General features: G+C 43.9%; 21 protein-coding genes. 15 read left to right on the top strand and 6 right to left on the bottom strand.

The features are described from left to right. Nucleotides 1-23: 23 nt before the first annotated feature. The 13 genes from ftsY (at nt 24) to NV379_RS03775 (ending at nt 9307) form a co-directional block, all read left to right on the top strand. Entirely contained in the window at nt 24-1019 is a 996-nt protein-coding gene (ftsY, locus tag NV379_RS03835) for a signal recognition particle-docking protein FtsY (RefSeq protein ID WP_258205937.1), read from the top strand. A gap of 108 nt (nt 1020-1127) precedes the next feature. After that, nucleotides 1128-1475, top strand: a complete 348-nt coding sequence (locus NV379_RS03830; RefSeq protein WP_258205936.1) for a putative DNA-binding protein — start codon at nt 1128-1130, stop codon at nt 1473-1475. A gap of 17 nt (nt 1476-1492) precedes the next feature. Continuing rightward, nucleotides 1493-2860: a signal recognition particle protein gene (gene ffh, locus NV379_RS03825; protein ID WP_258205935.1), complete on the top strand. Its 1368-nt coding sequence runs from the start codon at nt 1493-1495 to the stop codon at nt 2858-2860. A 50-nt stretch (nt 2861-2910) separates the two neighbouring features. Then, nucleotides 2911-3183, top strand: a complete 273-nt coding sequence (gene rpsP / locus NV379_RS03820; RefSeq protein WP_258205934.1) for a 30S ribosomal protein S16 — start codon at nt 2911-2913, stop codon at nt 3181-3183. A gap of 24 nt (nt 3184-3207) precedes the next feature. Continuing rightward, nucleotides 3208-3438, top strand: coding sequence for a KH domain-containing protein (locus tag NV379_RS03815; RefSeq protein ID WP_258205933.1), 231 nt, complete (start codon nt 3208-3210; stop codon nt 3436-3438). 107 nt (nt 3439-3545) lie between these two features. Further along, a complete protein-coding gene (gene rimM / locus NV379_RS03810) occupies nt 3546-4067 on the top strand; it encodes a ribosome maturation factor RimM (RefSeq protein WP_258205932.1) in 522 nt (173 codons plus the stop codon). After that, nucleotides 4064-4837, top strand: a complete 774-nt coding sequence (trmD, locus tag NV379_RS03805; protein WP_258205931.1) for a tRNA (guanosine(37)-N1)-methyltransferase TrmD — start codon at nt 4064-4066, stop codon at nt 4835-4837. Before rimM ends, trmD begins: the two co-directional genes overlap by 4 nt. A gap of 127 nt (nt 4838-4964) precedes the next feature. Continuing rightward, entirely contained in the window at nt 4965-5306 is a 342-nt protein-coding gene (rplS, locus tag NV379_RS03800; protein WP_258205930.1) for a 50S ribosomal protein L19, read from the top strand. A gap of 96 nt (nt 5307-5402) precedes the next feature. Further along, nucleotides 5403-6035 carry a signal peptidase I gene (lepB, locus tag NV379_RS03795; protein ID WP_258205929.1) on the top strand — a complete coding sequence of 211 codons (633 nt, stop codon included), beginning with the start codon at nt 5403-5405 and terminating at the stop codon, nt 6033-6035. 32 nt (nt 6036-6067) lie between these two features. Further along, on the top strand, nt 6068-6982 hold the full coding sequence (gene ylqF, locus NV379_RS03790) for a ribosome biogenesis GTPase YlqF (RefSeq protein ID WP_258205928.1): 915 nt from the start codon (nt 6068-6070) through the stop codon (nt 6980-6982). Nucleotides 6983-7128: 146 nt separating this feature from the next. Beyond that, nucleotides 7129-7497 (top strand): YhjD family protein, encoded by a 369-nt coding sequence (locus tag NV379_RS03785; RefSeq protein ID WP_258205927.1) that lies wholly within the window; start codon nt 7129-7131, stop codon nt 7495-7497. Then, nucleotides 7497-8783 carry a DNA polymerase IV gene (locus tag NV379_RS03780; RefSeq protein ID WP_258205926.1) on the top strand — a complete coding sequence of 429 codons (1287 nt, stop codon included), beginning with the start codon at nt 7497-7499 and terminating at the stop codon, nt 8781-8783. Before NV379_RS03785 ends, NV379_RS03780 begins: the two co-directional genes overlap by 1 nt. Next, complete coding sequence (locus tag NV379_RS03775) at nt 8780-9307, top strand: YhjD family protein (RefSeq protein WP_258205925.1); 528 nt, start codon at nt 8780-8782, stop codon at nt 9305-9307. The genes NV379_RS03780 and NV379_RS03775 overlap by 4 nt, the downstream gene beginning before the upstream one ends. Nucleotides 9308-9321: 14 nt before the next feature. On the opposite strand, the gene NV379_RS03770 is transcribed toward NV379_RS03775, so the two are convergent. Then, the gene (locus NV379_RS03770) at nt 9322-10536 is read right to left on the bottom strand and encodes an MFS transporter (RefSeq protein ID WP_258205924.1); all 1215 of its coding nucleotides are present in this window, start codon (nt 10534-10536) and stop codon (nt 9322-9324) included. 217 nt (nt 10537-10753) lie between these two features. Here NV379_RS03770 and NV379_RS03765 point away from each other — a divergent pair, with 217 nt between their 5' ends. Then, nucleotides 10754-11347: a lipoprotein BA_5634 family protein gene (locus tag NV379_RS03765; protein ID WP_258205923.1), complete on the top strand. Its 594-nt coding sequence runs from the start codon at nt 10754-10756 to the stop codon at nt 11345-11347. Between the two features lie 64 nt (nt 11348-11411). Here the strand turns inward: NV379_RS03765 and NV379_RS03760 are convergent, their stop codons facing one another. From NV379_RS03760 to NV379_RS03750, 3 genes are all read right to left on the bottom strand, one after another. After that, nucleotides 11412-12194 (bottom strand): MerR family transcriptional regulator, encoded by a 783-nt coding sequence (locus NV379_RS03760; protein WP_258205922.1) that lies wholly within the window; start codon nt 12192-12194, stop codon nt 11412-11414. Nucleotides 12195-12420: 226 nt separating this feature from the next. After that, nucleotides 12421-13605, bottom strand: coding sequence for an acetoin utilization protein AcuC (locus NV379_RS03755; RefSeq protein ID WP_258205921.1), 1185 nt, complete (start codon nt 13603-13605; stop codon nt 12421-12423). Nucleotides 13606-13632: 27 nt separating this feature from the next. Continuing rightward, entirely contained in the window at nt 13633-14271 is a 639-nt protein-coding gene (locus tag NV379_RS03750; protein ID WP_258205920.1) for a GNAT family N-acetyltransferase, read from the bottom strand. 201 nt (nt 14272-14472) lie between these two features. On the opposite strand from NV379_RS03750, the gene acsA reads away from it, so the two are divergent. After that, on the top strand, nt 14473-16197 hold the full coding sequence (gene acsA / locus NV379_RS03745) for an acetate--CoA ligase (protein ID WP_258205919.1): 1725 nt from the start codon (nt 14473-14475) through the stop codon (nt 16195-16197). A 100-nt stretch (nt 16198-16297) separates the two neighbouring features. Here acsA and NV379_RS03740 read toward each other — a convergent pair whose 3' ends face one another. Together NV379_RS03740 and helD are read right to left on the bottom strand one after the other, a co-directional pair. After that, nucleotides 16298-19405 (bottom strand): transglycosylase domain-containing protein, encoded by a 3108-nt coding sequence (locus NV379_RS03740; RefSeq protein ID WP_258205918.1) that lies wholly within the window; start codon nt 19403-19405, stop codon nt 16298-16300. Nucleotides 19406-19484: 79 nt separating this feature from the next. Then, nucleotides 19485-21851 (bottom strand): RNA polymerase recycling motor HelD, encoded by a 2367-nt coding sequence (gene helD / locus NV379_RS03735; protein ID WP_258205917.1) that lies wholly within the window; start codon nt 21849-21851, stop codon nt 19485-19487. Nucleotides 21852-22062: the final 211 nt, after the last annotated feature.

Genomic DNA, 22062 nt, shown 5'->3' with positions numbered 1-22062 from the left:
ACAAGAGGAGTGGACAAGACAAGATGAGTTTTTTTCGTAAATTAAGAGAGAGTATTTCTTCCAAAGCAGAGCAAGTCACATCGAAGTTTAAAGAAGGTTTAGCGAAGACACGCGATGCGTTCGTTGATAAAGTGGAAGATTTATTTTCCCGTCGTAAAAAGATTGATGAGGATTTCTATGAGGAATTAGAAGAAATTCTAATCGGCGCTGACGTGGGTGTAAACACGGTTATGGACTTGATGGACGAGCTCCGTGCTGCGGTGCGCAAGAACAAGATCGAAGACCCGAATGATCTGCAGCCAATCTTGTCTGAGAAGTTAATTGGACTTCTTCGTAGTGAAGAAAATAATGAACTGCGTATGTCCCCAAATGGACTAACGGTCATTCTTTTCGTAGGTGTGAACGGGGTTGGTAAAACAACGACGATCGGAAAGATGGCGCACCGTTTCAAATCCCAAGGTAAGAAGGTGCTTCTTGCAGCAGGTGATACATTCCGTGCAGGGGCAATTGAACAACTTGAGACTTGGGGCGAACGTGTAGGTGTTGATGTGATCAAGCAGCAATCGGGTTCAGATCCAGCAGCAGTTATGTTCGATGCGGTGCAAGCGGCTAAGAATCGTGGTGTCGATGTCCTGTTGTGTGATACAGCGGGCCGTCTTCAGAATAAAATTAACTTGATGGAAGAACTGTCGAAAATTTACCGCGTTATTCAGCGTGAAGTGCCAGATGCACCGCATGAGACATTGCTAGTTCTTGACGCAACGACAGGTCAGAACGCACTCAGCCAAGCGAAGATGTTCGGTGATAAGGCGGGTTTAACAGGTCTTGTACTTACGAAGCTTGATGGTACTGCTAAGGGTGGTATCGTAATTGCGATCCGTCAGGAACTGAATATTCCAGTGAAATTCGTCGGTCTTGGCGAGAAAATGGACGACTTGCAAGTATTCGATTCGGATCAATTCGTGCATGCATTGTTCGGAAAATGGGCAGCTGAAGCAAGTGCTGAAGTAGCAGAATAAAAATTCTCACATACTGACAAGGTAAAAGCCTTGACATTGCAATTGAGATCAAGTAAGATAGTCAATGTTGCAGATGTAAAGGTATTTACCTTGACGGAGGCGGGAACAATGAATGATGAATTGCTTGCAAAGACGAATCGCATGAATCTGCTGTTTGATTTTTACGAGCTCCTGCTGACGGAGAAGCAACGTACGTTTCTAAGCTATTATGTTCACGATGATTATTCATTAGGTGAAATTGCGGAGAACGTAGGGATCTCACGCCAAGCTGTGTACGAGCATATCAAACGTGCAGAGAGCATGTTGCAAGAATATGAGGCGAAACTTGGATTGCTTCAGAAATTTGAGCAAAGACAGAAGTTGATGCGCGAATTGGATGAAGTAATTGTGAGCTTGGATGATGATTATCAAACAAAAGTACGATTACTGATTGAACAAATAGAACGGATCGATTAGAGAGAAGGTGAGCGCTCATGGCATTTGATGGATTGGCAAGTCGTTTGCAGAACGTGTTTAGCAAGCTACGCACAAAAGGTAAGCTTACGGAAGAAGATGTCACTGAAGCGTTGCGTGAAGTTCGCCTGGCATTACTCGAAGCCGACGTCAATTTCAAGGTTGTAAAAGAATTTATCTCGAAGGTTAAAGAGAAAGCGATTGGCCAAGAGGTAATGAAGAGCTTTACACCAGGAATGGTCGTTATTGATATCGTAAATAAAGAATTAACGGATTTGATGGGTGGTACGCAAAGTAAGCTTGCACGCTCGAACAAGCCTCCAACAGTTATCATGATGGTTGGTTTGCAAGGGGCGGGTAAGACAACTTCGTCAGGTAAGCTTGCAAAGCTTCTTACGAAGGAAGGTCGTAGGCCTTTACTTGTAGCAGGTGATATTTATCGTCCTGCAGCCATCAAGCAGCTTCAAGTATTGGGTGAACAATTGAAAGTACCTGTGTTCTCACTTGGAGATCAGGTAAGCCCAGTTGAAATTGCGAAACAAGCATTAGCACATGCTGCTGACCATGGTCATGATTATGTCATTGTCGATACAGCAGGTCGCCTTCATATTGATGAGACCTTAATGGATGAACTTCGTAATGTTCATGCTGCGGTTAATCCCGATGAAGTATTGCTCGTAGTTGATGCGATGACTGGACAAGATGCAGTTAACGTAGCAGAGAGCTTCCATAAACAGTTGACACTTACGGGTGTCGTGCTGACGAAACTCGATGGCGATACACGCGGTGGTGCTGCACTATCCGTTAAAGCTGTGACAGGTTGCCCGATCAAGTTCGCCGCTATGGGCGAGAAGCTAGATGCATTAGAGCCGTTCCATCCGGAACGTATGGCATCACGTATTCTTGGCATGGGTGACGTACTTACCTTAATCGAGAAAGCACAAGCAGGTATTGATGCTGATAAAGCGAAGGAAATGGAACGTAAGATGCGTACTGCAGAATTTACGTTTGATGATTTCCTTGAGCAAATGGAGCAGGTTCGTAAGATGGGCCCGCTAGATCAGATCTTAGATATGTTGCCTGGTGCCAACAAGATGAAGGGCATGAAGGACTTGAAAGTCGACGACAAGCAATTGACTCGTGTTGAGGCGATTGTACGCTCGATGACGAAGGAAGAGAAGTCGAAGCCTGAACTTCTGAATCATAGCCGTCGTAAGCGGATTGCCGCAGGTTCTGGTAATTCCTTGACTGAGGTTAACCGTTTCATTAAGCAATTCGAGGATATGCGTAAGATGATGAAGCAATTCTCAGGCATGATGGGTCCTAAAGGCAAGGGAATGAAGGGTTTAAAAGGCAAGATGGGTAAAGGGTTCAAATTTCCTTTTTAATTAAGGGAATGAATATATAGCTTTTATTCTATTATGGAGGTGAATTATACATGGCAGTTCGTATTCGTCTAAAGCGTATGGGTGCTCACAAAGCTCCTTTCTATCGCGTAGTTGTTTCTGATTCCCGTTCCCCGCGTGATGGTCGTTTCATCGAGGAAATCGGTTTCTACAACCCGATTGCACAACCAGCGGTTGTGAAAATCGACGAAGAGAAAGCTCTTAAATGGCTTTCCAACGGTGCGCAAGCATCCGATACAGTTCGTAACCTGTTCTCTAAAGCAGGTCTTATGACTAAGTTTCACGAGCTTAAATTGCAGAAGTAATAATCTGCTCACTCGGAGGGAATTATGAAAGATGTAATCATCGTTATCGCGAAGGCGCTCGTTGATCATCCCGAGGATGTAAGCGTAGGTGTTGAAGAGAGCGCGAGTAGTATCGTCTACAAATTGTCTGTGAACGCTGAGGATATCGGCAAAGTAATTGGCAAGGGCGGTCGGATCGCGAAGTCTCTTCGCTCCATCGTCACATCCGCAGCAGTGAAACAAAGTAAACGTGTGACTGTAGAAATTGTTTCATAAGAAGGGTTAGGACTTGATCCTAACCTTTTTTCTTCTTATCAGAAGGTATATCCTTGTTTAACTATGAATTTTAACTATGAACATATTCGGGAGGTTGAGTCATCAGCATGAGTGAACCAATGTATACAGTAGGTGAAATTGTGAACACGCAAGGCATCCGCGGTGAGATTAAAGTTGTGCCGCACACGGATTTTGCTGAACAGCGTTTTGCCAAGGGAAACCAACTTATTATTGTAGATGTGAAAGGAACGCAAACACCTGTTGTCGTTCAATCTTCTCGTTTACATAAAAAGATGTATATCTTATCGCTTAAAGATTATACAAACATCAACATGGTCGAGAAGTTTAAGGGATCTTTACTCAAAATCACCGCTTCAGAGCAAGAGGAACTGGATGAGGACGAGTACTACTATCACGAAATTATTGGCTGCTCCGTTGAGACCGAAGAGGGCGAAGTACTTGGAACAATCAAGGAAATCTTGACTCCGGGTGCGAATGATGTGTGGGTTGTTAAACGTCCTCAGGGCAAAGACTTGCTGCTACCAGTTATTGATGATGTGATTCTTGATATAAATGTGGATGAGAAGAAAATCCTCGTTTACTTAATGGAAGGTTTGCTGGAAGAATGAGAATCGATGTGATGACGCTTTTTCCGGAAATGTTCGAAGGGGTGTTCAATTCTTCAATCTTAGGTAAAGCGAAGGATAAAGGGATTGTACAGCTCGGCACCGTTAATTTCCGGGATTACGCGAACAATAAACATAATACAGTAGATGACTACCCATATGGCGGTGGAGGCGGTATGGTGCTCAAGGCAGAGCCGCTATTCACTGCTGTTGAATCGCTTACTGCTCAGCTGCAGGAGTCGGCAGGTTCTGATGAACCAGTCAAGAAGCCGCGTGTTATCTTGATGTGTCCACAGGGTGAGCCCTTCTCGCAACGTAAAGCGGAAGAATTATCGCAGGAAGAACATTTAATCTTCGTATGCGGTCACTACGAGGGCTATGATGAGCGTATCCGCGAGTTTCTTGTGACGGACGAGCTGTCGATTGGAGACTACGTGCTAACAGGTGGTGAGCTGCCTGCGATGGTTATGATTGATGCGGTCGTACGTCTCAAGCCAGGTGTTCTAGGTAATGAAATGTCCGCCGTGACAGATTCATTCTCTACAGGACTACTTGAGTACCCTCAGTACACAAGACCAGTCGAGTTTCGCGATATGCGTGTCCCGGATATCTTAATGTCGGGTCACCATAAGAACATTGATGCGTGGCGTCGTCAGCAGTCCTTCTTACGTACGTTAAAACGTCGTCCGGACATGCTTGCGGGGCGCAAATTATCGAAAGAAGAAGCACAGTGGAAGCGTGAATACGAGCAAGAACTGCGTGAGAAGAAGTGAAAATATTTATCATAGGGAAATGCTTGTAATATGCTGCTGCCTATGTTACAATATAATCTGTTGTGAATCTGATGGTCCTCTACGCTATTGAGCGGTATGAACATCTGTGTGGAAGGAGGAGTCATATATGAATCTTATTCAAGAAATTACAAAAGAGCAATTGCGTACGGATCTTCCTAACTTCCGTCCAGGGGATACTCTTAAGGTACACGTTAAAGTTATCGAGGGATCTCGTGAGCGTGTTCAGCTGTTCGAAGGTGTTGTAATCAAGCGCCGCGGCGGCGGGATTTCTGAAACATTCACAGTTCGTAAGATTTCTTACGGCGTAGGTGTTGAAAGAACATTCCCATTGAACAGCCCGAAAATTGAGAAGATTGAAGTGGCTCGTCGTGGTAAAGTACGTCGCGCGAAACTTTATTATCTTCGTGGTCTTCGTGGTAAAGCTGCAAGAATTCAAGAAATTCGCTAATAATGAAGGGGCTTGTTATGCAAGCTCCTTTTTAGTTTCTAATATCATAAATATGGCATGTTCATGATGTCGAGCTTTTGAGGAGGGTGGACGATTGTGGAACGCAACGAGAAGAATGAACCAACACATGTAGAAGAATCAAATGCAAGTGGGGAAGGCGCTGCGCCTAATCCAACTACGAGTAAGTGGAAGAAAGAAACATGGGAATGGGCGAAAGCATTGTTGATTGCCGTTGTCATCGTTGTCGTACTGCGCGGCTTCCTATTTGAGCCATTTAAAGTCTCAGGCCCTTCGATGGAACCTAATTTCTTTGATGCGGAGCGATTGATTGTCAACAAAATTACGTATACTTGGGGTAAGCCAAAGCAAGGTGATGTTGTTGTATTCAAAGCGAATGCAGAAGAGGACTACATCAAGCGAGTCATCGGTCTTCCTGGAGATACGGTTAAAGTTGATGGCGACAAAGTGTTCGTCAATGGTAAAGAGCTCGATGAACCATACTTAAAGACAGCAATAGAGAAAGCCCAAAGTGAAGGGCATCCTTATAATACAGCACGTAATTTCGCAGAGTCGAAAGTACCGGATGGAAAGATATTTGTATTAGGCGATCATCGTCCTGTATCCAAAGATAGCCGATTTGAAGATGTTGGCTTTGTTGATATATCGCAAGTTGTAGGGCGTGCTGACGTTATTTTCTGGCCGCTTGATAAATTTAGCCTCGTTGACTAGCATATCGCGATCAGGCTGTAAGAGGTGAAGGTATGAATATTCAGTGGTTTCCTGGTCATATGACGAGGGCTAGAAGACAAATTCAAGAAAAATTAAAATTAATTGACGTTGTGATTGAGTTGCTTGATGCGCGTATTCCGCAATCCAGCCGTAATCCGATGATCGATGAGATTTTGAAAGATAAACCGCGCTTAGTCGTTTTGAATAAGAATGATTTGGCTGATCCAAAAGCGACTGCTGAATGGATTCAATATTTTGCAGAAACAGAAAATCTGGATGCGCTTCCGATCGATTCGACGACAGGCCATGGCGTGAAAGAAATTATTCCGCGTGCGAAGAAGCTGTTCGCGCATAAGATTGAAGCGCAAATTCGCAAAGGGATTCGTCCTCGTGCGATTCGTGCACTGATCGTAGGTATTCCGAACGTAGGTAAATCAACTTTGATTAACCACATGGCAGGGAGAAAGATTGCAGCAACTGGAGATAAGCCAGGTGTGACGAAAGCCCAACAGTGGATTAAATGCGGTACAGAGATGGAACTGCTTGATACACCGGGGATTTTGTGGCCGAAGTTCGAAGACCAACAAGTGGGTCTTGCTCTTGCTGCAACTGGCGCGATTCGTGAAGAGATTCTGCATATCGATGAAATTGCGTACTATGCGATCCAGTACTTAATTGTGAACTATCCAGAAGAGCTCAAGGAGCGTTATAGCTTAGATGAGCTTCCTGAGGATATCGAAGATAATCAGGCGATCTTAGCGGTTATGGAAGCGATTGGACGCAAGCGTGGAGCGATTGTAAGTGGTGGGCGTGTCGATCTGGACAAGGCGTCTGTTATTATCTTACGTGAGCTTCGCAATGGTAAAATTACACGTATTTCGTTAGAGAGACCGGGTGCGAAAGTGTCTTACGGAATGAAAGATGTTACGGAACTAACGGAAGAATAGATGAAGTTTGAGGAAGTGCCTTCGGGTACTTCTTTTTTTATTTCCTTTTTATGGTGAAATTCCATAAAATGCCCTTGCATAACGAACGTTTGTTCTGTATATAATATATTATAGGAATATACGTTCGTATTTTGGTGGTGGGATAAATGAGTATCAACCCGAGAGTTGAAGCAGAAGAAGATATTCAGATCATCAAGGAGTACACGCTACTGCCCATTTTGCTCAATATGTTAGTTCGAGATATTGATGAACTGAAAATTTACAAGGATAAGCTGGTGTTTAATCATGTTATTTTCTACTTAATGGAGGTGGAGGATTCGATTTACCCGCAGCTTCAGAGCTTAAAAGCAGAGATGAGAAAGCGGGATATTAAAGTGTTAAATACCGAAATGAACGCCAAGGGCATTCAGGTGGAATATAAGGTGCGCGGTTATATTCACCAATTCACCATGTTGCGCAGTTTGGTTAAGGCAGAGCTGATGACGACGCTAATGAATATGCGGAGGCGGTTATGATGGAGCAGGCAGGTAAACAGTCAGCAGCAGGCAAACGGACGATTTTCCTAGCAGATTGCCAAAGTTTCTATGCGAGCGTCGAGAAGGCGGAGAACCCGGGATGCAAGGATCGGCCTGTTGCTGTGGCGGGGGACCCGCTGCGCCGTTCAGGGATTATTCTAGCCGCTTGTCCAATGGCGAAAGAATATGGCGTGGTGACAGCCGAACGATTAGGTGAGGCGCTCAAGAAGTGTCCTGATCTAGTCATTATGCGTCCGCGTATGCAGCATTATCTCGATATATCCTTGCTTATTACACATATTTATGAGGAAATTACGGACTTGGTTGAAGTATTCAGTGTTGATGAGCAGTTTCTTGATGTAACGGATAGTTTGCCCTTTTTCGGAGATTCGCATGCGATTGCTCAAATGATTCAGGATAAGGTGATGCAGCAGACAGGTGTACGCGTGAGAATCGGGATCAGCTCGAACAAGATACTCGCGAAGATCGCGACGGACATTTGGGCGAAGAAGAACGACAGCGGTATTTTTACATTGCCGACATCAGATGTAGAGGAGTTACTGTGGCCGCAGCCGGTACACAAGATGTTCGGTGTTGGATCACGCATGACGGCGCATCTGACCCGCCTTGGCATGACAACGATTGGTGACATAGCTCGGACACCGCTGCCGCTATTGCAGGATAAGTTTCGGGCTCGCTTCGGCAAGCAGTCGAATATTCATGCGGAAGTGTTGTGGCGTACGGCTAATGGCCTCGATGATAGCCCTGTTAGCCCACAGACCTTCGATACGCAGCCTAAGTCAGTCGGTCATATGATGACATTGCCTCGTGACTATGAAGAGTCGTCTGAGGTCGATACGATCTTGTTGGAGTTGACAGAGGAAGTGTGCCGGGATTGCAGGCGCAGAGGCTATATGGGCTCGGTTGTGACGGTTAGCTGCATGTGTAGTCCTTATGAAGCACCTACAGGCTTTTCACGCCAAATCAAGATGCCTGACCCGACGAATCATACGAACACGGTATTTGCGATGGTGAAGATGTTGTTCTATAAATTTTGGGATCAAATGCCGGTTCGCCGTGCAGGTGTGACATTAAGCGGACTCGTTCGTGACGGCGAGTATCAGCTGACTCTTTTTGAAGATCAAGTTAAGGTAAGATCACTAGATCAGGTGACAGATTGGATTAAAGATCGTTATGGCAGTGCGGCCATTGTACGTGCATCATCCTTAACAGCTGCGGGTCAAGCGGCAGAGAGAGCAGTTAAGATTGGAGGGCATTATAAATGAGTAAAAAGCTGGAGAAGAACGGTCTGTGGGAGTCTAGCCGGATGATGCTACCTCAGCATAAGGAGATTCTAATTGAGAGACGAAAGTTCAAGCTTGGTGATGACAAGGAAGAGCGAGTGTACCCGACAGCAGAGGAACTAGAGCTAATGAAGGATTCCGTATTGCTACCGGTCATGCATGCCTTCGTACTTAAGCGAGTGGAGGTTGCCAAGCATTCTTCTGAGCCGTTAAGAGAGTTGTATGTCAAGACAGCTGAGCTGCTTGCTAAATACATTCAGATTGATCTGATTCAGGTGAAGAGAAGTCTGGTCGAGAAGAAAATCGTCGTCATGGAAGAGGAGAAGGACGAATGCATGCTACATTATCGCTATAAGTATCGGGGGCATGAGGATCGTTTTACAATCACGAGAGACTATATGCGAGCAGAGATCGGGATGCGAGTGAGAGGGTATGCAGATGGGCTCGTAACGGGACTTTATCATATGGAAAAACCAGATAAACATCTAGAAAAAAAGCCCCGATGAGAAATCTCGGGGCTTTATTTTCCTTTTGATTTGCCGGGCTTGATAGCAAACAGAGCTATTAAACTGCAAATGAGGCCAGTTCCTGCGAATATAGAAAACATCAATCGCTCTTTATCCAATAATAGTGCAGTGATTAGTGGTCCGGCAGCCACACCGATAAAGCGCATACTGCTGTATAGGGAAGTGATCGTTCCGCGTTGTTCCTTTTGAATCCCTTCTGTAATAAGAGCATCCAGACAAGGAAGAACGAGTCCAATTCCAACTCCGCTAATCGTTAATAGAATTAATAGAATCCACATGCTTTTTGTATAGATTAGCAAGCATATTATCATGCTGGAAGTTAAAATTAGTGAACCGACAACATTGATCCATTTCATCCTGCTCATGTTGGTTCCGATTACTTTTCCGGCAATATAGGAAGAGAGACAGATTGCACTTAAAGGAATAGCTAGCAGGAGACCTTTTTTAATACCATCGATATTGTAATGGTCTTCTAATGTGGAGGACAAGTAATAGAGGAAACCAAACATGATGAACATGACGCATCCGCCAATTGCGAATATGCCATATAACCATCGACCTTTTTCCTTTAAAATCCCACGAAGACTATGTAGGAAAGATTTGAGTGTAACCTGCTGCTGACTGCTTTTCTTAGGAACTTTAACGAATATACCGATCGCGAGGATCGAGATGAGACTAATGAAGGGAATAACGGCTAAAGGCAGAAACCAGATTAGAAGGGTAAGGGCAGAGCCTAAGATAGGGCTGATTACTTTTCCAAAAGTATTGGATGTCTCGATAACGCCAAGTGCGCCGCTCACTTCTTCTTTACTGTCAAACATATCGCCGACTAGGGGGATTACGATTGGAAACGCTCCAGCAGCACCGATCCCTTGAACAAATCGACCCGCAAGAATACCGTAGAAAGCCGAATAATGCTCAAGCTGCCATGCAGAGAACGCAGATATTAACCCGCCAATTGTAGCTAAGGAGAGTCCGATGAGAATAATACGTTTTCTCCCAAAACGATCTGACAAATATCCAGCAATAGGGATGCAGACAATAGATACTGCCGCGTATATCGTGATAATAAGGCTTGATTGGAGTGAAGAGATCCCTAATTTCTTTTGCATGAGAGGAAGGACAGGTATGAGCATAGAGTTGGCTAAGGTCATAATCAAAGGGATGGAAGCAAGTGCGATTAGGTCATGTTTTTTTAATTTGTACATATATACCCCTTTATCTTTTTTGATAAGTCCAAGCAAGCTGTAAATACAATTTCCTAAAAAGATTGAGTTTATTCTAAATTAATCGGATCGGAATTATACAGCATGCCGCTTATGACAATTCTGTAAGTTTGGTGTAAGTAAACTGTATTACTTGAGGGTAGGTGAATCGAGTAAAGTATAGGAGTAGACACCAAAGACAGAGGAGAATGAACAGAATATGAAAAAGTTATTATCCATTGGTTTAATTATGATGTTATCGATGAGTTTACTTACAGGTTGCGGGTTAATTGATGGTATTTTCGGAGAAAAAGCGAATGGAGTTATCATCTATGGCGAGACGCAGCAAATCGACAAGGCGATTGAAAAGCATAAAAGCAAAATTTCCGAAAAAAATACGTTTCCAGTTAAATTAATTGAAGCACAAGACAAAAAAGTGTTAGCTCTTAGCTCCAAGACAGCTGAGGAATTGATCAAGAAAGAATTGTTGAAGAAAGTAGTTAAAGATTCCGATACACAAATCATTACTTCATTGCCAAGCATACCTGCTGACGGTGCAATTTTATTTGCCAAAGAGAAGGTATCGAATTTGCCAATAAATGGTATTACTGCTAAATACGAAGACAACATCATCATTGGAGATGGCCGTTCATATGCGGATATGTTCCTAATCGTAGACGAAACGGCTTTCGCGAAGCTGCAAGGTACAGATAAATCGATGGCAGCACTAAAGTATAGCAAAAATCCGAAGAATGAAATGCAAGATCTCTCATCGGAAGTAGAGAAAGCTCAAATGGTTACAATGAAGAAGTAATTCGGAATGTAAAATGAAATGTCCCGACATAATAAAGGGAGCATCCAATTGGATGCTCCTTTTGTTATTCCTCAGACTCCGTGGTGTGTTCAAAGTAATATTCCATCGCTGCATCCAGCCATTCTTCTTCCTCTGGTGTAAATGGGGATGGAGGAAGTTGATATTCTTCTGGTTCTAGATTTTCAATTTGCTGTTGCAGTTCTTCGTCCATAAGTTTCATAGTGGAAACCAGGTGGTCGTTAACCGCTTGAAGCCATTTCGCTATAAATTGTTGGACGATTGCACTTTCTACAGGCATTCCTGCTACTTCTTTTACTTTGGCAATATGACGTACATAATCCTTGTCGGATTGAGCTAATTGTTCCTCAGAATATTGATCAAATAGAACCTCAGCTAATCGCTCAGAAGTATGTTCCTCAAACCACTGACGTTCTTCGCGTTCCATTTGCATGGTTTTAATTAAACTCATGAGAATCGCGCTGTCAATTTCCTTTTCTTCCTCTAGAAGGAGTATGGTTCGGTTGATGGATTTCAGAGTGTTTCGGATATGCTCTTCTTTATCTTCTAATGCTTTTTGCTGAATCTGAAGAGATTCGAGTAAGCTTACATCAAAGCTTGAGCTGCTAAGCATCCCACTAATCTCATTTAAGCTGTAACCGAGGAACTTAAACGTCACAATTTGCTGTAGTGTCAGAGCATCTTCATCTGTATATAAACGGTGCCCCGAACTAGGATTTTTCACAGGTTGAAGTAGTCCGATCTCATCATAATAGTGAAGTGTTCGAATCGGAGTTCCTGTTTGCTTAGCGAATTCGCCAATCGAATAGTATTTCTTTGTTGTAGTCATATTTTCTTTACCCCTCGTCTCTTATTATGATCTTAAGCCCCATGTCATCATACAACCTCACGTTACTGTAGGTTCAAGAGGTGAGGGTGAAGGTAATTATTAGTAATTATGATTTGCTATGAAAAATAGTTCACCTAAACGCAAAACTGCGACTCTTAGGAGGTCGCTTTTGTCCAAAGCGTTTTCTCTAAAGTCGCAGTTCACATTATAAAACCAATATCTTATTTTATAAATATAAAAGTGCAAGATCCTTCATCTGCCGGTTCTGCTGTGTAATGATGTCTCGGCGCGGCATCGGTGTCCACTCGCTGATTGGATCAAGCCAAGTTGTAGGCAGTGGCAGTGGACTCTCGGAAGAGTAGCGTGCTAGCCAAGCCTCAGGCAGCTTTAGAAGCGGGTCTTTCGTAATCCGGTCAAGTAGTGGGTGATCTGACATAACGAGCCACAATAGGCTCCAAGCGCGTGGTACGACCCGCCATATATCGTAGCCGCCACCACCAACTGCGACCCATCGACCGTTGCAATATTGATGAGCGTATCGGTGGATAATTTCCGGCATCTGTTTGTAAATGTTCATCGAACAATGCACGTGTGCAAGTGGATCGAAAGCATGCGCATCACAGCCATGTTGCGATACGATAATATCTGGACGAAACTGCTTGATCGTGCGTTCTAGCACTTCTTCGAAACATTCCATCCATGATTCGTCCTCGGTATATGGTTGAACAGGAACATTAATGGAGCTGCCGAAGGCAACTCCTTCTCCTCGCTCATTGACCTCCCCAGTACCCGGGAATAAATACTTGCCAGTCTCATGAATCGAGAATGTACATACATCGGGGTCCGCATAGAAACTCCACTGCACACCATCGCCATGATGCACGTCCGTATCGATATAGAGCACCCTCGCGCCGTAACGGTATTTGAGGTGAGCAATCGCAGCAGAAGCGTCATTGTATACGCAGAATCCAGCTCCCTTATTCTGAAGGGCATGATGCAAGCCACCGCCTAAATGCAGCGCATGATCAACCTTGCCTGACATAACAAGATCTGCAGCAGCGATTGACCCTCCGACAATATGAGCCGTCACCTCATGCATCCCTTCAAAGAATGGCGTATCTTCCGTATCCAGTCCATAGCGTTCTGCTGTCTTAAGCCATGCTTCTTCAGGGCCTGCAGCACTCAGCTCTTTGACCGCTTCTACATAACTCGCATGATGTACACGAAGTAGTTCATCGTCGCTCGCGACGCGCAAGGGAACGATAGAGGCAGGATCAAGTGCACCTGCCTCACGCAGTAAATCGACCGTCATTATTAAACGCTTTTGATTAAAAGGATGGTCATCATTGAATTTATAGCGAACTTCATGCTCGTTATAAATAAAAGATGATGTTGCACGACGTATGTTCATGAAACTTACGATCTCCTTATGGTCGAATTAATACATAAACCGTTGATGGAAACGGATGCGGTCGAATTGCTCGACAGACTCATGTGGTACTTCTTTACCAATCCGAACCATGAGACAGTTCGCAGGATGGGAGCAGATTTCGGGATCGTCCGTTGCGAACCAGACCATATCTACACACTTCATCAGCTTCTCCATCATTGCTCGGTAATCCCAGACGTTCAGACCGCTTTTCTCTAGATCCCAATGCCAATAGTATTCAGTAGTAAAAACGATCATGTCCTCAAGCTGACCATCCATAAAGGCAAGCTGAATTAATTTCTTACCTAAGCTAAGTCCGCGGTAATCGTCTGCAACTTCAATAGCGCCAAGCTCAACTAAATCCTGCATATTACCTTCCGACCAGCGCTCAATCGGGTCTGGATAGTGAAAGGTTACATAACCAACGATTGTCTCATGCTCACGTGCGATGATAATACGGCCTTCAGGTAATTCAGCAATTTCCACAAGAGCTTCATGTTGTTCTTTCGGACGTCTGAATGCATCCAGATCTTTGTGCATCTGAAGCAGTCGGAGGTGCTCTGGCGTAACGGGTCCTTCTAGGATGATTTCAGTCTCTTGCTGCGTAGGTGTAAGACAGAGTGAATGATAGATTTTGCGATGCTCCATAGTAGACTCCTTTAAAAAACGACTATATTCCCACTTATAACACACAATTCATAATATTTAAAATGGATAGTCAAAAATATTTTTCGTATGCTATAATTATTTTGTCACAATTCATTCAATTCTGTTTAATTAGAAAAAGACGCGTTCAATTGCTTTTTTGTCAAAAGTGTAAGCGGTTAAACTAGTTCAGGAGGTAGGAGAATGGAACTGCAAAAAGTTGAAATTATTGATGTAGTAGCCGACAGCCCAAATATGAAAAGTTACGAGGAAGCACGTGAAAGTTTCAGTTGGGAAGATGTTGAGAAGGATTTCTCATGGTATGACACTGGAAAAGTTAATCTAGCTTACGAAGCCATTGATCGTCATGCAGAGTCTGCATTAAAAGACAAAGTCGCATTGTACTACAGCGATGATAAGCGTGATGAGAGCTTTACGTTTGAACAAATGAAGCAAAACTCGAATAAATTTGGTAACGTGCTTCGCAAACTGGGCGTAGATAAAGGCGAGCGTGTGTTTATTTTCATGCCTCGTACCCCTGAACTTTATTTTGCATTACTAGGTTCCATTAAGGTAGGCGCAGTTGTAGGACCGCTATTTGAAGCATTCATGGAGACGGCGGTACGTGATCGTCTGGATGATTCACAAGCAATTGCAATTGTTACAACGCCGGCCTTGTTGCACCGTGTACCTGTAGCGGAGTTGCCTAATTTGAAGCATGTGATTCTAGTTGGGTCTGATCTTGAACTAGGTGAAGGCCAAGTGGACTTCCATCAAGAAATGGCACAAGCATCAGATATACTTGATATTGAATGGGTTGATCGTGAAGACGGATTAATCTTGCACTATACATCAGGTTCAACAGGTAAACCGAAAGGTGTATTCCATGTTCACAATGCGATGGTGCAGCATTACTATACAGGTAAAATTGTACTTGATTTGAAAGAAGACGATATATACTGGTGTACAGCTGACCCAGGTTGGGTAACGGGTACTTCTTACGGAATCTTCGCACCGTGGCTTAATGGAGCAACGAATGTTGTTCGTGGTGGCAGATTCTCTCCTCAAGACTGGTATGGCGTGATTCAGAAGTATGACGTAACGGTCTGGTACAGTGCGCCAACCGCATTCCGAATGCTAATGGGTGCAGGCGATGATGTTGTGAAGCAGTTCGACATATCTTCCTTGCGTCACGTGTTAAGTGTAGGGGAGCCACTCAACCCAGAAGTTGTACGCTGGGGAATGAAAGTATACAACCATCGCATTCATGATACATGGTGGATGACGGAAACAGGTGGACAATTGATCTGTAACTACCCAGGTATGCCAATTAAACCAGGCTCCATGGGTCGTCCAATTCCAGGGGTTGAAGCTGCAATTATAGATGATAACGGGAATGTCGTTCCTCCTTATCGGATGGGTAATTTAGCCATTAAGACACCTTGGCCATCGATGATGCGTAAGATCTATAACAATCCATCGAAGTATGAAGAGTACTTCCGTATTCCGGGTTGGTACATATCAGGTGATTCTGCTTACTATGATGAGGATGGATATTTCTGGTTCCAAGGCCGCATTGATGATGTCATCAATACATCGGGTGAGCGCGTAGGTCCGTTTGAAGTTGAGAGTAAGCTAGTTGAGCACCCAGCAGTTGCTGAAGCGGGTGTAATCGGTAAGCCAGATCCGATGCGCGGTGAAATTATTAAGGCGTTCATTGCACTTCGTGAAGGGTACAGCGCATCAGATGAGCTCAAAGCTGATATTGCTAAATTTGTAAAAGAAGGCTTATCCGCTCATGCTTCACCACGTGAGATTGAATTCAAAGACAAACTTCCGAAGACACGCTCCGGTAAAATCATGCGCCGTGTGCTTAAAGCATGGGAGCTTGGCTTACCGACAGGCGACTTGTCTACTATCGAGGACTAATTCAAACTTCATCGTATTTCTTATAAAATAAAAAAACTCGAACCATTCTCGGTGACTGTTCACCTTGCATGGCTCGAGTTTTTTTCAATTCTATATCTTATTAATCTTTAAAAATAAAGGGTGCAGACGGTTTGGACTCTCCTGCTTCATTAACTGCCGTTACTTTGTAATAGCCTTTGTAGCTGACATCAAAGTAATTAAATTCGTTAGTCGTTCCAGGGGAGGAGCCGATCTTCTTGTAAATGCCATTCTCTTTATCACTGTAGTAAATGCTGTAGCTTTTCACTTTATCTTGCGTGTCATTCGCGTTCCAGCTCACTTTAAGCGCAATACCCTCACGCTTGATATTCACCCCATGTGGTGCGGATGGTGGGGTAGAGCTACTAGGATTCGTTGTATTCCCACCTGGTTGTGAAGGATCTGTCGGCCCTCCGCCAATGTTAGGAGGTAACTGAGGATCGTAAATGGGATCGATGAATGAACCGTCACTAGCTGAAGCATTGCTAGGTACAGATGTTTTCCCTACAACATCAACGGCTACTAAGTAATATTTGTAGACCTTATCCGGATGGACGGTCTCGGTATATTTCGCTTCTGCTCCTGCTAGGATCACTTTACCGTTTAATATTTGGAATGGACCGCCATTCTCCGAACGGTAAATGCGATATCCGACTAGGTCAGGTGATGCACTTGGCTGGAAGCTGATTGTAGCTGTTTCTCCTGATTTCGTCGCAACAACAGAAGTAGGCGGAGCAGGGTTCTTGCCATCATCTACCCGTGGATCTGGATCCGATGGTGCATCTGTATCGTAATCTGTCGTTTTGTAATAATCGATTGATCGTTTGTTCGTATCTCGAATCTTAGGTAATACTTCTTCTAATTCCTTCAAGATTTGACTCATTGGCTTTTCGCGTTTGACAACGGTTTTCTCTTGAACAAAATCTGCAGGTGTTGCTTCATTGGCCACATAGTTGATACTGTTGTATGTTGAGATTTTCATCTTCGTCATTACATTATCGACTTCAGTCGGTAAATATTTGCGATTGAAAATGTCGGTAACGCTAAGGTTTGCTGCTGTTGTAAGTTCACTTGGCAGTTTACCTGAAACGGAAGAAACGGTTGCCGATACGATGTTATTCGGCTTTTTGAATTCTTTAGTTGGGAACAGCTCAGGCTTTTTCTCCACAATCGAGTTCATAACCATTGCCCAGATCGTATTCGCACGCTGTGTGCCGCCTGTCTTTTTCTCGAGCTTATAGATCGGCTTGTCGTAACCGACCCATACCCCAAGTGTAATGTCAGGGGAGTAGCCCATGAACCAAACGTCGCCGTCATCTTGCGTCGAACCCGTCTTACCAACAATCGGTGTCTTCTTCGCGTATTTATAGTTCTTCGAAACGGTTCCGCCAGTACCTTGAGTAACAACGGTACGCATCATATCTGTGATGAGATAAGCGGTTTCTTCGGAGAAGACTGTTGTTGGCTTCTGCTCATATTGATAGATGATTTTACCGTCTGTGTCTGTAATCTTGCTGATCATATGGCTTTCATTGTATACGCCACGGTTGGAGATCGAAGCGAAAGCCCCAGTGAATTCTTTAACGGAAACCCCTTTGGATAGACCGCCGATTACACCAGTTTGAGCTGCGTAGTCTTCTTTCGTAATTGACGTTACCCCCAACTTCTTCACAAAACTCCAAGCCTCATCAATGGTAACCATATCGAGAAACACCTTGAGTGCTGGAATGTTGTACGATTGGTCAAGCGCTGTACGGGCTGTAATGAGTCCATGGAATTTATGGTCATGGTTGTCCGGGATATGGAACCCTTTCTGACCGTCTTTCAAGATAAGAGGCACATCATCAATAATAGAACCAGGCTGGATAAGTCCTTTTTCCATCGCAGGGATGTAAGCTGCCAGTGGTTTCATCGTAGAACCAGGCTGACGGAATGCTTGTGTGGCATGGTTATACTGCTCCTTAGTGGAGAAACCACGTCCTTCAATCATACCGAGAATAGCGCCAGTCTTGGAGTCAACCATAACTGCACCGACTTGTTCTTTGCCTTTTACTTTATCATCAGGACTAAAGTTCTTATCATTCTCGGAAATTTCGTGCATCGCGTCATAGATTGTCTTATCAATCGTCGTGTAAATATGGTAACCACCATGCAGGAGTTCTTTTTGTGTCTTTTCCTTCGCTGCGTTGTATTCTTTTGCATTCTTCGTCGGATCAAGCTCTGGATATTTCTGTTTTAATAGAATCTCTGTCGCTTGTTTCTCCGCTTCCAGCATTAAGTATGGATATGTATTGTAAGCTTTCTCTGTGGATTCAGCGAGTGATGCTTTCAGGTCAAAATTGAGTGCAGTCTGGTACTGATCCTGCGAAATTTTGTTCTCCTCCAGCATACGCTTTAGCACGAGACGTTGACGGTCAGTTGCACGCTTAAAGGCAGCTCCATCAAACTTTCCTTCCCCTGTAAAGGCAGAGAAGTTACTCGGTAATTGCGGTAATCCAGCTAAATACGCAACTTGTGCGATACTGAGCTTATTCAGATCATTTTCGTTGAAAATCCCTTTGGCTGCCGCTTTAATGCCATATAAGTTGTAACCAGATGAACCGTTTCCATAAGGAATCTTGTTCAAATAGGCAAGTAAGATTTCATCCTTGGATAACAGTCGATCCATACGCAGTGCTAGCAGGAGTTCCTTCGCTTTACGGTCATTTTCTTTGTCTAGCGTTAGGAACACCCGCCTAGCAAGCTGCTGGGTGATCGTACTGCCGCCGGTCTGAACATCTTCATTTAACACTTTTTGTTTCACAGCGCGAAGTAATCCATTCATATCAATTCCGAAGTGATTGTAGAAATCTTTATCTTCGATCGAAAGCACGGCATCCACGACAACTTGTGGAATTTCATTTAATTTAATCATGCGCCGATCTTCTTCGGATCGCATTTGGCCAATTGTGTCACCGTTGTTAAAATGGACAAATCCAGTCATCACATTTTGTTCCATCTCTTTGAGCATGAACTCTTTGCTACGAATCGGATCGTCTTTAACAAGAGCACTGACAAGGCCAAAAGCGGCGGATCCCCCTAAGATTCCGACTGCAATAATGGCGACAATGAGCCACTTTAAACTAATAAAAGTCCATTTACCTGTTTTACGTACACCAGGTTTATTAAAGAAGTTTGTAATCTTTCCCATAAATCCCCCACTTCCTCCTTCGGGCAGTCCAATTAATTATACCATAATTGGGTAACGAGAGGGAGTGCTTAGGTGTTGATTACACGCGGATGTGCGCTGTTTGGTAGGTCTCAGGTGATTGTTCAGTTATAAAATGACTAGGTGTGCGCAAAGCGTAAATGTGCAAGTAGTGCATCGCTCTCGTACACGCCGTGTAGAACAGCTTGCGTTCATGTTCCTTGCTGTACTGCTCATTTGACCCGTCATAGATCAATACGGCATCAAATTCCACACCTTTTGCTAAGTAAGCAGGGAGCACGAGTATCCCTTTTTCAAAAGTAGGGGAATTTTTAGTGATTAAGCGTACAGGTAAGGTGTGGCTTAGTTTCTCATACACAGCTTCACTTTCCTGTGCCGTTTTACAAATAATCGCGACGCTTGCGTAGTTGTTATCTAACAGCGACTTCACTTGATCCACAATTGCTTGATGTAGGGCTTGGCTGTCAGGTAGAACCGTTACAAGCGGCTTATCACCGTCTCGATTAAATGGAATGATCGCATCGCCGCCAGGAACCATACCGCGTGTAAACTCCACGATTTCTCTTGTTGAACGATAACTGCGCTGAAGCCGAATCCACTGCGTTTGTTCAGGGCCGAATAAGGCAGACATCGGATGTTCTTGCGTAAGTGCAGCGTCATGGACATAGATGGCTTGATTCAGGTCACCCAGCACTGTCATTTTCGCGCGCGGGAACAGTCTCTTGATAAATTCAAATTGGAATGGCGAGTAGTCCTGCGCTTCATCAATCAGAACATGCCGTACAATCGTATTGACTTGGAAGCTCTGCAGCAGTTCTTTCAAATATAAGAACGGTGTCGCATCCTCATAAGCAAGTTCTTGTTCATCAAGACGACGAATTGTGGATTCACAAATTTTGGACCAAAGTTCAGGAAGCTCAGCTTCACCTAAATCTGCATCCGCTAAACGTGCTATTAACGCAGGATTACGGAACAATTGACGATAGATTGCCGATGTATGAACGAAACCTAGCTGCTGAACCCACTCGTTAATGGGTTTGAAGTGCTTTTTCACAATTTTGCGAGCTAGGAATTCTTTTTCAACATCATAATCGTTAAATGTTTCTTCTTTGCGATTTTTTTCATGATGCAGGTGGTTGAATGAAGCGTGAAAATCTTCGATATCTAGCAGATCCATTTCATCCTCAACCCACGGTGCCTCAATTTGAGTCGTCGCAAACTTACGGATTTTTTTCTTCAGCCATGTGCGCATCAGATCAATCCGATTAGGTAAACGAATCGACGAATCATAGGAGTAGAACTGAGTGATCATCTCCTTATTCGATACGATCTCATGCCCTCTAAACATAACAGGTTTAAACAACATGCCTTGCTTAAGAAGATCATTCCGATAATTCGTAATGACATGCAAGAATGCAGTCGAAGACTTATACTGAATACCTTGCAAGCGAGCTGCATAATCGGGAGTAGGTGCAACAGATAAGACATATTCTAATTGTGAAAAAGGATCTTCGACATCAAACTCATCGGCTAGACGATGATTCAAGTATTGTTGGAACGTCGTCTGTTGCATATTCTCCTCACCGAGTTCAGGAAGAACACTCGAAATGTAGCTGTTAAACATCGAGTTAGGGGAGAACAGAACGACTTGATCCGCGGATAAGTGGTCACGGTGTTTATATAGTAAATAGGCGACACGTTGAAGCGCGGCAGATGTCTTACCACTACCGGCAGAACCAAGTACGATTAGCAATCGGCTATGATCGTTGCGGATGACAGCATTCTGCTCCTTCTGGATCGTTGCCACAATGCTCTTCATCTGTGTATCGGAAGTGCGGCTTAGTACTTGCTGTAGCACTTCATCGCCAATCGTGTCATTCGTATCGAACATAAAATCAAGTTCGCCATCACGGAAGCCATATTGACGCTTCACTGTAATATCGCCTTCGATCTTACCCATTGGTGTTTCGTAAGTCGTGTGACCGGGCCCAGAAGTATAATATAAGCTGGAGATGGGAGCACGCCAATCATAAACCAAGAAGGAATGTTCATCTTCATGAAGCAAAGAGGCAATCCCTAAATAAACGGGTGTCGATGTTTGCTCGCCATCTTCTTTAAAGTCAATTCTTCCGAAATAAGGGGACTGTAAAAGTCGAGACATTCTGCTAAGAGAAAGTGATGCCTGGCGGTGATTGAGTTCACGCTGTGATAGCATCTCGGCCTGCTGTTTCAAGCTGAGCGCAGTCTCTAGCTTATCATCGAAGCTGCTTAAGTCGATGGTAACGTCGTCCCAAAAGTCTTTACGAATTTCAATAACATCTGTTCGAACCTGCCCGACGATATCGGATAGTGTTTCTATGCGCCTCTGAATTTGCTTCGTTACGAGCTGTGAGTGGGCGACTTCTTCGTTCCAGTTGTGATTGATCATTCTATATTTCCCCCTTCATAATGGCATATGCCTGGTTGACTTCCTATTTTGGATGTGGTATATTTAGATTAGGAAATCAAAATGGAGTTACTTTACACTTGTTTTCGATTGAAAACAGACTGTGTTCAGTATAACATCAACAACTTCTTTATTCAATGGGGAAGTTTATTTTATTTTTGAGAGGGCGCCGCGAGGTGTCCTTTTTTTGTGC

This window comes from Paenibacillus radicibacter, assembly GCF_024721995.1.
GTDB classification, from domain to species: Bacteria; Bacillota; Bacilli; order Paenibacillales; family NBRC-103111; genus Paenibacillus_AM; species Paenibacillus_AM radicibacter.
Note: the sequence above shows the minus strand (reverse complement) of the source record. Positions and strands in the feature narration are given on the sequence as shown.